The sequence below is a fragment of the Capilliphycus salinus ALCB114379 genome (genome assembly GCF_047276495.1).
GTDB lineage: Bacteria > Cyanobacteriota > Cyanobacteriia > Cyanobacteriales > Microcoleaceae > Capilliphycus > Capilliphycus salinus.
This window is the reverse complement of sequence record NZ_CP178543.1, coordinates 5837686-5849286: the sequence shown is the minus strand read 5'-3', so window position 1 is coordinate 5849286 and position 11601 is coordinate 5837686. Positions and strand designations below refer to the sequence as shown.

Annotated in this window: 11 protein-coding genes; 8 read left to right on the top strand and 3 right to left on the bottom strand. The window is 42.2% G+C overall.

Annotation, left to right across the window (positions count from 1 at the left end; genetic code table 11):
- Positions 1 to 47: 47 nt before the first annotated feature.
- The 3 genes from hoxU to ACL6C3_RS23725 are packed head-to-tail and all read left to right on the top strand — an operon-like array spanning position 48 to position 2748.
- A complete protein-coding gene (gene hoxU / locus ACL6C3_RS23735) occupies positions 48 to 764 on the top strand; it encodes a bidirectional hydrogenase complex protein HoxU (protein ID WP_413161671.1) in 717 nt (238 codons plus the stop codon).
- Positions 752 to 1300, top strand: coding sequence for an oxidoreductase (locus tag ACL6C3_RS23730; protein ID WP_413161669.1), 549 nt, complete (start codon positions 752 to 754; stop codon positions 1298 to 1300). Before hoxU ends, ACL6C3_RS23730 begins: the two co-directional genes overlap by 13 nt.
- Positions 1301 to 1317: 17 nt before the next feature.
- Complete coding sequence (locus ACL6C3_RS23725) at positions 1318 to 2748, top strand: Ni/Fe hydrogenase subunit alpha (protein ID WP_413161666.1); 1431 nt, start codon at positions 1318 to 1320, stop codon at positions 2746 to 2748.
- Between the two features lie 219 nt (positions 2749 to 2967).
- Here the strand turns inward: ACL6C3_RS23725 and ACL6C3_RS23720 are convergent, their stop codons facing one another.
- On the bottom strand, positions 2968 to 3303 hold the full coding sequence (locus ACL6C3_RS23720; RefSeq protein ID WP_413161664.1) for a DUF2834 domain-containing protein: 336 nt from the start codon (positions 3301 to 3303) through the stop codon (positions 2968 to 2970).
- A 155-nt stretch (positions 3304 to 3458) separates the two neighbouring features.
- Between ACL6C3_RS23720 and ACL6C3_RS23715 the strand changes: the two genes are divergently transcribed.
- Positions 3459 to 3896: a hydrogenase maturation protease gene (locus tag ACL6C3_RS23715; protein WP_413161662.1), complete on the top strand. Its 438-nt coding sequence runs from the start codon at positions 3459 to 3461 to the stop codon at positions 3894 to 3896.
- 28 nt (positions 3897 to 3924) lie between these two features.
- Here ACL6C3_RS23715 and ACL6C3_RS23710 read toward each other — a convergent pair whose 3' ends face one another.
- Complete coding sequence (locus tag ACL6C3_RS23710) at positions 3925 to 4533, bottom strand: Uma2 family endonuclease (RefSeq protein WP_413161660.1); 609 nt, start codon at positions 4531 to 4533, stop codon at positions 3925 to 3927.
- A 22-nt stretch (positions 4534 to 4555) separates the two neighbouring features.
- The gene (locus ACL6C3_RS23705; protein WP_413161658.1) at positions 4556 to 5050 is read right to left on the bottom strand and encodes an ATP-dependent zinc protease; all 495 of its coding nucleotides are present in this window, start codon (positions 5048 to 5050) and stop codon (positions 4556 to 4558) included.
- A 261-nt stretch (positions 5051 to 5311) separates the two neighbouring features.
- Between ACL6C3_RS23705 and ACL6C3_RS23700 the strand changes: the two genes are divergently transcribed.
- The 4 genes from ACL6C3_RS23700 (at position 5312) to ACL6C3_RS23685 (ending at position 11601) form a co-directional block, all read left to right on the top strand.
- A complete protein-coding gene (locus ACL6C3_RS23700) occupies positions 5312 to 6979 on the top strand; it encodes an alpha/beta hydrolase (RefSeq protein WP_413161656.1) in 1668 nt (555 codons plus the stop codon).
- A 224-nt stretch (positions 6980 to 7203) separates the two neighbouring features.
- Positions 7204 to 7647, top strand: coding sequence for a hypothetical protein (locus tag ACL6C3_RS23695; protein ID WP_413161654.1), 444 nt, complete (start codon positions 7204 to 7206; stop codon positions 7645 to 7647).
- Positions 7648 to 7807: 160 nt separating this feature from the next.
- Positions 7808 to 8989, top strand: coding sequence for a lipase family protein (locus ACL6C3_RS23690; protein WP_413161653.1), 1182 nt, complete (start codon positions 7808 to 7810; stop codon positions 8987 to 8989).
- 92 nt (positions 8990 to 9081) lie between these two features.
- Positions 9082 to 11601: an alpha/beta hydrolase gene (locus ACL6C3_RS23685; RefSeq protein WP_413161652.1), complete on the top strand. Its 2520-nt coding sequence runs from the start codon at positions 9082 to 9084 to the stop codon at positions 11599 to 11601.

Below are 11601 nucleotides of genomic sequence, written 5' to 3'. Positions count from 1 at the left end.
TTTAAGGGGGGCGAGGGGGGATAAAACTCAAAGAGGAGAACACATTTATGTCTGTAAAAACCCTAAAAATAGATGGAATTGACGTCGCCATCGAAGAAGGTTCAACAATATTAGACGCCGCCAAAGAAGCGGGAGTACACATCCCCGTCCTTTGCCATTTAGAAGGAATTTCCGACGTGGGCGCCTGTCGGTTATGTTTGGTTGAAATCAAAGGAATTAACAGATTACTTCCCGCTTGTGTTACCGAAGTTTCCGAAGGAATGGAAGTAACAACGCAGAGTTCCCAACTGCAAGAATACCGTAAAATGGTAATAGAATTGTTATTCTCAGAAGGGAATCATGTCTGTGCAGTTTGCGTGTCAAATGGTAACTGTCAACTGCAAGATGTGGCGATAGAAGTTGGGATGGATCATACCCGTTTTCCCTACAATTTTCCCAAGCGAGAAGTTGATATTTCTCATCCCCAATTTGGCATCGATCACAACCGTTGTATTCTCTGTACTCGCTGTGTTCGAGTCTGCGATGAAATTGAAGGCGCCCACGTTTGGGATGTTGCTGGACGGGGTGCCGATGCGAAAGTGATTACCGGATTAAATCAACCTTGGGGTCAAGTTAGCGCTTGTACTTCTTGTGGAAAATGTGTAGATGCTTGTCCGACGGGTTCAATTTTCCGCAAAGGATCTACAGTAGAAGAAATGATTCACGACCATTCTAAACTTGACTTTATTGTTACCGCACGGGAGAAAAAAGAATGGCTAAGATAAGATTTGCAACCATTTGGTTGGCGGGTTGTTCGGGCTGTCATATGTCTTTTTTAGACTTAGATGAATGGCTAATTGACCTAGCAGAAAAAGTCGATGTTGTCTTCAGTCCGGTGGGCAGCGACATCAAAGAATTTCCCGAAAATGTAGATGTTTGTTTGGTGGAAGGGGCGGTTGCCAATGAAGAAAATTTTGAATTGTTAAAAAAAGCTAGAGAAAGATCGAAACTGCTGATTTCTTTCGGAGACTGTGCAGTAACAGCGAACGTTCCCGCCATGCGAAATATGTTGGGGGGTTCCGAACCTGTTTTAAAACGTTGTTATTTAGAGTTAGGTGATGTCACGCCGCAAATTCCGAAAGACCCCGGTATCGTCCCGGAACTGCTTGATCGCGTCCGCCCCATCCATGAAGTCGTGGATGTCGATTTGTTTTTACCGGGTTGTCCGCCACCCGCCGATCGGATTAAAGCCGCGATCGCACCCTTATTAGAAGGAGAAAAACCCCAAATTGAAGGGCGAGAAATGCTCAAATTTGGATAAAAAAAGGATAACTCTTTATGTCTAAAACAGTTGTCATTGACCCGGTAACAAGAATCGAGGGTCACGCTAAAATTTCGGTCTATTTAGATGATGCGGGCGAAGTAGAAAATGCTCGATTTCACGTTGTAGAATTTCGCGGCTTTGAGAAATTCTGCGAAGGTCGCCCGATGTTTGAAATGGCAGGAATTACCGCCAGAATATGCGGAATTTGTCCGGTGAGTCATTTACTCGCCTCCGCAAAAACGGGCGATAAAATATTGGCCGTTCAAGTTCCTCCTGCGGGTGAAAAACTGCGGCGAATGATGAATTTAGCCCAGTTAACTCAATCCCACGCGCTATCGTTTTTCCACCTCAGCAGTCCCGATTTTCTGATCGGTTGGGATAGCGATCCGGCGAAACGAAATATATTCGGATTAATTGCTTCCGATCCGGATTTAGCAAGGGGAGGAATTCGCCTGCGTCAGTTTGGTCAAACGGTGATTGAAATATTGGGCGCGAAGAAAATTCATGCGGCTTGGGCGGTGCCGGGAGGGGTGCGATCGCCCTTATCCGAAGAAGGTCGAACTTGGATAAAAGAACGCCTTCCCGAGTCAAAAGATACCGCAAAAAACGCCCTTTCTCTGTTTAAAAATTTGCTGGATTCTCACTTTACCGATGAGGTGGACGCCTTTGGAAAATTCCCCTCATTATTTATGAGTTTGGTTGCAGAAAATGGCGACTGGGAACATTATGGCGGTCATCTGCGGTTTGTTGATAGTGATGGGAATATTGTTGCGGATCGCTTGAGTGAAAATAATTACCAAGACTTCTTGGGAGAAGCGGTTGAAAATTGGTCTTATCTCAAGTTTCCCTACTACAAACCGCTAGGATATCCTGATGGAATGTACCGGGTTGGACCGTTAGCCCGGTTGAACGTTTGCGATCGCATTGGTACCCCGGAAGCCGATCGGGAATTACAAGAATTTCGCGATCGTGCGGGTGGACGGGTGGCGACTTCTTCCTTCTTTTATCACTACGCGAGACTCATAGAAATTCTCGCTTGTTTGGAAGAAATTGAGCGTTTAGTTGACGATTCGGATGTCGTTTCTTCACGGTTTCGGGCGAAAGCAGGGATTAACAATTTAGAAGGAATTGGCGTTAGCGAAGCCCCGCGAGGAACGTTATTTCATCACTACAACGTCGATGAAAATGGCTTAATTCAGAAGGTGAATTTGATTATTGCCACCGGACAAAATAACCTCGCCATGAATAAAACGGTCACTCAAATTGCCCAACATTATATTCATGGAAACGAAATTCCAGAAGGGCTATTAAACCGGGTAGAAGCGGGTATTCGCGCCTACGATCCCTGTTTAAGCTGTTCGACTCATGCGGTGGGTCAAATGCCCTTGCAGGTGCAGTTAATTCGCCCCGATGGTAGCATTGCCAACGAGGTTTTCCGTAATTAATTATAACTGCAATTCAACCCATTTGATAATGGTTCGGGGCGTATTCTTTACAGCGTTCAGTGATAAATTCAATATTTACTGGTCACTGTTCATATGATATCAACTAATCAATGATTGTGATGTAGGGGCGGGTTCATCCGAAGATCTTGACGACCACTCCGAGATTGAGTTAAACCCGCCCCATCCCCATAACACTGTCTAAACTCGCCCCGAATTTTCTTAAGGAGAAGTTGTATTAAGTTCATCTTCTAACTTGCCTTCTCGAACATATAAAAACAGAGGTAATGCAAAAGAAAACGCAATTAAAAACCCAATTAAAATATAAACAAACCCCAACTTAATCTCCAACCGTTTTGATTCAAAATACATCCAAACCGAACCAACAACAGTCGCAATAAACAGGTCTAAACTAATCGATTGCGTTGCCAAATTCCCCGCAGGAGCGGCGACAAATTCCCCCAAACTCCCGTTAGCAAAAAATTGAAGATTGTAATACCAGGGAAAAATTAAACCCGCAATGGCGAGGAGGAGGTAAACTATTTTTTTGAGATTCATACAGTTTAGATTATGTTGACTTGATGAATTTTACAATAATTTTTGTCTGTTGTTGTGCTTTAGCACAATTAGAATTTTAGCACGCTCTGGGGCTTCGCCTTCTCGTAGAGTAGCGCAAATACAAACTTTTTTCTATGATAAATTAACCCTCAAAAATGACTCAAAAAACCGTCTTAGTTCTTGGATATGGTAATCCCATTCGCGGCGATGACGGGATCGGACAAGCAGTAGCAACGGAAGTCGAAAACTGGAATCTTCCCAACGTGCGATCGCAAAGTTTACATCAGTTAGTTCCCGAAGTCGCCGAAAACTTAACGCAAGTGGATTTAGCAATTTTTGTTGATGCGTCTATGACGGGGGAAACGGTAGAAATTTTACCCGTAAAACCCTTGGAAAGCACCGAATTAAATTGGGGTCATTATCTCAACCCCCAATCCCTATTAACTTTAGCAAAAAATCTGTATAACAAAACACCCGAAGCGTGGTTAATTTCCGTTCCCGGAGTTAACTTTGAGTTATGCGATCGCCTTTCCGAAACTGCGGAAAACAGGGTAAAAATAGCTTTAGAAAATATCAAAGCCTTAATCAGTTAATCTTCTCTTTTATCCACCGTCTAAACTCTCAAACCGCTTGGCTTCTTCCTTGAGTTAGTGCTTTTTCAACGAACCGATTAATCAACTCAACAATCGGAATTTCCGGAAAATTGGGGCTAGTTTCAGATTGGATATATTCGCCCGTTTGTAATAAATTAATCTCCAAACCTTTTAGAGTATAACGCCAAAGTTCGGGAACTCCCAACAGGCGATAATTCTCAAATTTAGTCCGGGAAGTGATATCAATTTCTACGGCGATATCGGGAGGCGGATCGACCGTTAAATCTATTCTATTTTTACCAATAACTGCTTGATGATTTTGAATATAAAAACAGGTATCTGCTTCTATAGCTTGGGTCATTTGTTCGCTTTTAAACGTGGTTGAACCCAAAGCCTCAAAATCAATATCAAGTGCATCCAATAACATTCTAACTAATTCCCCAATGATTTCTTTGTCTTTTTCATGTTCGGTCGAAGGCGTCATAATTTCTAAAACTCCGCTGCTAAAAGACAGCCGAGAGGCGCGATCTTCTCCGAGTTCCTCTAAAATTTGTTCAAATTCATGCCAAGTTATATCTTTTAGCAAAACTTGATTACCGGGCGGTACAACAATTTTTTGAATATCAATTTTCATCATGTTTTTAACTCCTAAAATAACATTAATCCGAATCTAACTCATCGTCGTCATCCTGTTCCGATAAGTCTAAATTTTTGGGTTTTTGACTTAGCAAATAAGACCGACCCGGATTCACCAAAAAATGCCCTCGCACCGCAGCCCGACCCAGTAACATCCGAAACCCCATCACATCTCTATTGGTTAAAGTTAATTCAATAGGCCATCGCTGTTTTTCAAGTTCAACTGTGGTTAAAATTGCGATTCTTTTTTCGGCGTGACCCCCAGAATTACGAACTTCTCGTTCATCTAAAATTTGGGCTTCTGCGGTAATTGTTTCCGATGTATTTCGTTGGAAAGGGTGCATTTGAAAGCGAACCCAGTGCTTTTCACCTTTCCAAAAGGTTTCGACGTGAAAAGCGTGAATGGCTGAAGAACGGGCGCCTGTATCAATTTTGGCTTTGATTGCTGTTACTCCAAGTTCGGGTAATGCAACCCACTCTCGCCAACCGATGATTGATATTTGTTTTTGTTTTGACAATTTCAACTTTATTTAAACTTTATTGGGATTACTCTAGTGTTTTATTTTATCTCAAATTTATCTCAAATGGTATCTAAAGTCACGGGATTGAAAAAAATTATGCACAAAAATAGGATGGTCTTCAGTTTGAGGCAACACGTTTTTAGAAATAAGGTTTAAAATTTATCAAGGATGCTTCTACTTAGTTGATCTTCTCGTGATTTTATTACCATGAGGAGCGGTCATTGAACAAACAAACTCTAGATTAATTTTATTGAAAAAATGAAGAAAGTCTTTAAACAGTCTCGCTGGCTCGCGTTGGGTGTTTTATCTTTTGTTTTGAATTCCTTTCCGGTGCAAGCGGCTGAACGCATTTATATTGACTATGGTTCGATGGAAACTTCTGTTTCTGTTAGCACGTTAGAAAGCTATGCTAAAGAGAATAAAATTGACCCCGAACTTTCTCCCTATCTGAATCTTTTAAGCTTGGAACAACAAGAACAACTGCGTCAACTGTTAGTGATGGAATTATCGGTTAATTCCGATCAAGTTCGGCAAGTTTTTAAAGCAAAAATGGGTGAACTTTTCTTTGAAACTATCGGAGAAATGATCCAAGTTAAAGCGGATCAAAATGGGGCTATCGCTCTCCAAGATGCCGTGCTGAAAGCCGCAGAACATCCCGAAGGATTTACCCTTCTTAATGTTCTCCGTCAGTTTCCGGGTGACGTTCAGATTAATGTCGTTAAAATTCAAGAATTATTTGACCAATTCTCCAGTTTAAAACAAGGGACTTTATCTTTTATTCAAGCCCTAGAAGAATTAACCGAAACCGAAGCACAACGGGAACCCAAAACAGACTTTTCTCAATTAGAGGATATTCGTCAAACAGGTCAATATCAGCTTTCGCGAGAAACATTTATACTCGAAGATACAAAACGCGATCGCGAATTTTCGGTTAATCTTTATTACCCAACTCAACTACAACCCGAACCAGAATCAACCCCAGTTATCCTAATTTCTCCCGGTTTGGGTGCCACTTCCGAAACCTGGTTGCATTTGGTTAACCACCTGGTTTCTCACGGCTATGTTGTCGCCAGCGTTCATCATCCGGGAAGCAACTTTAGCTATTTACAAGGGTTTTTTGAAGGGCGAGAAGCGGATGTTTTTGACGTGCAGGAATTCATCAACCGCCCTCTAGATATTACCCAAGTTCTCGACGAACTCGAAAGCCGAAATTTAACTCAATTTCAAGGGAAATTAAACCTCAAAAAAGTGGGAATCGCCGGTCAATCTTTCGGCGCCTATACCGCCCTGGCTTTAGCCGGAGCCAAAATCAATTTTGAGCAGCTAAAACAAGATTGTCGATCTCCCATTGAATTGTTAAATCTTTCCCGTTTATTGCAATGCCAAGCCCTGACACTTCCCCAACAAAATTATAACTTAAAAGATGACCGAATTCAAGCCATTTTTCTGGTCGATCCGGTGAGCAGTAGTGTGTTTGGTCAAGCCAGTTTAAATCAAGTCAATCTGCCGATTTTTTGGGGGGCGGGAAGTCACGATCAACTCACGCCGGTAATGCTCGAACAACTCAATTCTTTCACCTGGTTATCTTCCCCAAATAAATATTTTTCACTGATCAAAGGCGGACAACACCTAAATATAAACTTTGAAGCTTTAAAAGAATTTGAATCTTTAGAAGAAGAAGCTTTACCCGAATTAGTCAGTGAAAACTTACCGATGATCGAATCCTATGTTAATGCGTTTAGTCTGGCATTTTTTCAAGTTTATATCGGCAATAAACCCAACTATCAACCCTATTTGCGTTCGTCCTATGCGGTAACAATCAGCCAAGAACCCCACACCCTCAGTTTCCTCTCCTCCGCGACTTCCCATCAACTTACAAACGTTTTAACTCAAATCATCGGCAGTAAAGACCAAAGTTTAGACTAAAAACAGAAGGTTTAATTGTCATCATCTCATCATATTAAACTCAAAGATTGATGGGACGGGTTGTTGTCAATATGAGTCGGAGTTAATATTAACCCGACACCACCTTAAATTCGGATAAACTTTCATCGGTTGAATCGCACTTTCTGTAAAATAGAGGAGATGCACAAAAGTCCATGAAGCAGGCACTTTTAGCTCTACTCCTCGTCCTTTCTTTCTTTTTCACTATGTCTCAAGCGCATTCAAAAACCGAATCCGAAAAATCTCTAAACATTATTCGCTGCTATCGACAGAGCCGAGAATTGGTCTTTAACTACGCACTGTTGGCGGCTATCTTGGGATTGAATCCATTTCCGAACCTGCTTTTAATCACAATTGCAATTACCGGGATTATCGCCCTGAAAATGATTCGAGACGTGGGGGCGCAGTGGAACTTTCAACAAGGACAAGATTTTCTAGGAATTGTGGGAAGTGTGTTTGGTCTATTGGGGGCATTTGCAACGGCTTTTATGGCTTGGGTGACGGTAATTGTTATTAGTATTTGGATTCCTTTGGTGAACCGATTTGCAATTTCTGCGGCCCTATGTACTTGGATGTGGATAACAGGACGAACCGCCAACCAATACTACTTCAACGGCTGTGAAGGCTACAATTCAATAATTGATAATTAATAATGGATAATGGATAATTACCTCGACCATTATGTATAGGATTGATAGAGAGGAAATAATTTTTCTTTTTTCTCCTTGAAAGGAGAGGTCTTAAACCTCATTAATTAATGATCAATTATCAATTGTCAATTATTCATTGATAAGTTTAGAAAGACAGAGTATGATTAGACTCAGCCGACGACAACTTTTGATCAAGATTCTACTGGCTGGAACCAGCGCAACCGCAGTGCATGAATTCCTCCGACTGAGGACTTTGGGACAGCAACAAAGCATTTTGACAGAGCTATTTTTGCGATCGCCGGATTACATTGATAAATCTCTGACATCGGCTCTAAATGCGGATGGACAAATGACCGCCAAAGTTGAGGAAATTCAGGATTCCTTGAACTTAAATCCACCCACAGTCCCCTACAATCGCAGCATTTCAAAACAGTTAATTCAGTGCAGCCGAGTCAGTACCGAGCAATATATTTTTGGCAAGTACAAACCCGGATATGATGGTTCCATTCAAACGCTTCCAAGCTACACGGATCGGTTAAAATCCTATACTCAAGTTACCTCAATTCTCGGCCCGGATCTTGCGGAAATTTCAGAAGATATTGAAGTGCCAAACTCAATTAATACTGTTATACCTTTTAACGATCCGCTCGAAGAAAAGCTCGATGTGGTCGAACGGATTATCAAGCGCACAGCCGGACAAGTGATCTCAATTCAGTGGAAAATTCCGGTGTATTGGGGATTTGTATTAACTTCGGATCGAGCCAATTTAATTGTGTTTCGGGGTACGCAACAAACAAACGAATGGATTCAAAATTTAATGGTGTCTCAGACTGAAGACATTAACGATCAATTTCCCTTTCAATTTATGGGAAATATCCATAAAGGATTTGCAAATCTATATAGTAGTATTGCCGAATCTGTCATTGCCGCCGTTCGGGAATTAAACCCAAAAGTTCCCCTTTATTTTTCCGGTCATAGTTTGGGTGGCGCCCTTGCGACTCTTGCCAGCATGGACGTTGCCATTCGTCTTCCTCAGTTCAAGAATCAAATTCGACTCTATACTTATGCCAGTCCCCGCGTAGGAGATCCCATATTTGCTGAGGGTCACAGTCAGCTTATTCCCAACAGCTACCGCATTGTTAATCTGGGGGACAGCTTTACCCTATTACCCTTAACCAACACCAAAAAATTAGTTTATGTTCATCTGGGTCAGAAATGGTCTTTTTTAACTCAAAATGAAGAGTTTGGGCTAAATCATTTTGTCAGTACCTATCAGCAGGCAATTGAGCGGGAAATCGAAACAAATCAAGATAGACGGTATCCAATTTCAGCCATTGACTAGCGATGAAATCAAAAAGATCCTTGCCGGAAAGGTTCACAACTAAGCCGAATTACCTTATACTCAATCCTAGTCGTCCTCAAGTCTGATTTAATATGAACAAGCGAGCTAAAATAAGCCGAGTTAGTCTCGTCAGCTTACTCTCTTTAGGTTTGGTCTGGGGTGGGGGAATCCTGCCCAATTTGTTCAAGCCAAAACCAGTATTGGGCGCCGAAGAGATTACCTTTTCCTATCCCCCCGTCAAAGTCTATATGTCCGTCAAAAACTTAGAGACTTTTGTCAATGAAGGGAAAATTACGGGTGACTTTGGAGTTTATGCAAAATTAATCGGCAAAACCCGAGTCGAAAGTTTGCGGCAAGTTTTGGGAAGGCGCTTTGATGTTAACCCCGAAATTGTTTCTCGGGCAATTAATATGCCCCTTGCGGACCCTATATTTGAACGTTTAGGACAGGTTTTGCAGGTCGAAGCCAATACCAATGGTTCCGAAGCTTTACGCACGGCAATTATTACCGCCGCTTCCGACCCCGGAGGGTTTACCTTATTAAATGTGATTCGGAAATTTCCCGCAGAAAGTATACAAGTTGATGCCAATCTCATCTTTCAACTCGCCGAAGAATTACCAATTTTATTAGAATATCGAGAAGCCGCAACTCAAGCCATTATTAAAGAAGCGGAAACCGAAGCCGCAGCCGAACCCAAAGTTGACTTTTCTCAGTTGCCCGATTTGCGAGAAACCGGCCCCTATCAACTCACAAAAAAAGAAGTCAGTTTTCAAGTTCGGAATATTCGTCAAACCGAGACGGGTTTAGCCGGTTCCTATCGACTGGATGTCGATTTTTTAATCCCCGAAGGACTCACCGAACCCGTTCCTTTAATTATTTCCAGTCACGGATTTGGTTCCTACAAAGGTCACGATAGTTTAGCCCGACATATCGCTTCTTACGGTTTTATTGTCGCCACTCCCGAACACATTGGCAGCAGTTTAAACTATCGAGAAGCTTTTATTCGGGGCGAGGTCGATTTACTCCTGAGTCCGATTGAATATGTCAGCCGTCCTTTAGATATTATTTATCTGTTGGATGAGGTCGAAAAATTGGTGAAAACCGACCCCTTTTGGAAAAAACTAATAGATTTTAATAACATTGGAGTGATTGGGAATTCCTTTGGGGGAACCACCGCTTTAGCCTTGGGAGGAGCGGAGATCAATTACAATCGATTGCAGCAACAATGCACGCCCGAGAACTTTAGCTTAAACGTGTCTTTATTACTGCAATGTCGGGCGGTTTATCTGCCCCCAAATAACTACGATTTGCGCGACCCTCGTATTAAAGCCGTCGTCGCCGCCCATCCCTTAACGAGCGCTTTGTACGGCCCGGAAGGAATGAGAAAAGTCGAAGTTCCCACCTTAATGGTTGCGGGTGCAAATGATATTGTCACGCCCGTTATTCAAGAACAAATTCACCCGTTTTTATGGTTAAATTCCCCCAATAAATATCTCTCGTTATTAAACCCCGGAACACATTTTACGTCAACATTGCGGTCGGATACCAAAGGGGTTGCGGGGGTTCCTAAATTTATTATTGGTGAGAACTTTGACCTGGGAAGACCCTATTTTTTCGGCTTGAGTACGGCTTTTTTTAACGTCTACCTCAAACAGCGTCAACAAGACCTACCCTATTTAAGTTCTTCTTACAACAAATCCCTCAGTCAAGAAGGCTTAGATATCAACTTCATCCAATCCCTTTCTCTAGAACAATTGGAAACCGCCTACGGAAAGTCCATACCCGCCCCACTGTTACCAAAAGGACCCATTGTTGAAGTTCCTCAGCCCCCCGCAGGCGAAACAATTTTAGAAGAAATTCAACGGACGGGTGTCTTAAAAGCCGCCATGAGACGGGATGCGGTTCCCTTTGGTTACATTGATGATAAACAAAATTGGACGGGATATTGTTCAGAATTTCTCAATGATTTTGCCAATCATTTAACCGAAAAACTCAACACGCCCGTTAAAGTTCAATTGGTCAGATTTCCATCCAATATCGACAACCGCTTTCAAATTGTTAGAAATAAAACCGTTCATCTCGAATGCGGCCCCAACTCGATTCGCAATAATATTCCCGGAATTAGCTTTTCTAAAGCCTTCTTTATTACCGGAACCCAATTTTTAATTCCCGCCGAAAATGAAGATAAAATTCTGCCCAATACCAGCCTCGACAACGTGAAAACCGGAGTCGTCAAAAACTCAACCAATGAACTCTTTATCCGCCAACAATACCCTCAAACCGACACCGTATTCTTTCGGGGAGAAAATGCCATTTCCGAAGCCGTTAAAGCCGTAACAACCAACCGGATTGATACCTTTGCCAACGACGGAATTCTCACCCTCGGGGAAATTTTCAGACAAAAATTACCGATGGAAAACTACACCTTAGTTCCCGAAAAACCGCTCACCTGCGATTTTTACGGGTTAGTTTTGCCCAATAACGATACCCAGTGGCAGAGAATGGTCAACAGTTTTATCGACAGCCAACAAGCCGAACAAGTTTGGGAAGGTTGGTTTACCTTTGCCTTTCCCTATGTCTTATTAAATCTCGATTCCTGTGTCAATCGTTAA

Coding starts and splice junctions, on each gene's coding strand:
- hoxU (WP_413161671.1), top strand. CDS start 48: ATGTCTGTAAAAACCCTAAAAATAGATGGAATTGACGTCGCCATCGAA.
- ACL6C3_RS23730 (WP_413161669.1), top strand. CDS start 752: ATGGCTAAGATAAGATTTGCAACCATTTGGTTGGCGGGTTGTTCGGGC.
- ACL6C3_RS23725 (WP_413161666.1), top strand. CDS start 1,318: ATGTCTAAAACAGTTGTCATTGACCCGGTAACAAGAATCGAGGGTCAC.
- ACL6C3_RS23720 (WP_413161664.1), bottom strand. CDS start 3,303: ATGAATCTCAAAAAAATAGTTTACCTCCTCCTCGCCATTGCGGGTTTA.
- ACL6C3_RS23715 (WP_413161662.1), top strand. CDS start 3,459: ATGACTCAAAAAACCGTCTTAGTTCTTGGATATGGTAATCCCATTCGC.
- ACL6C3_RS23710 (WP_413161660.1), bottom strand. CDS start 4,533: ATGATGAAAATTGATATTCAAAAAATTGTTGTACCGCCCGGTAATCAA.
- ACL6C3_RS23700 (WP_413161656.1), top strand. CDS start 5,312: ATGAAGAAAGTCTTTAAACAGTCTCGCTGGCTCGCGTTGGGTGTTTTA.
- ACL6C3_RS23695 (WP_413161654.1), top strand. CDS start 7,204: ATGTCTCAAGCGCATTCAAAAACCGAATCCGAAAAATCTCTAAACATT.
- ACL6C3_RS23690 (WP_413161653.1), top strand. CDS start 7,808: ATGATTAGACTCAGCCGACGACAACTTTTGATCAAGATTCTACTGGCT.
- ACL6C3_RS23685 (WP_413161652.1), top strand. CDS start 9,082: ATGAACAAGCGAGCTAAAATAAGCCGAGTTAGTCTCGTCAGCTTACTC.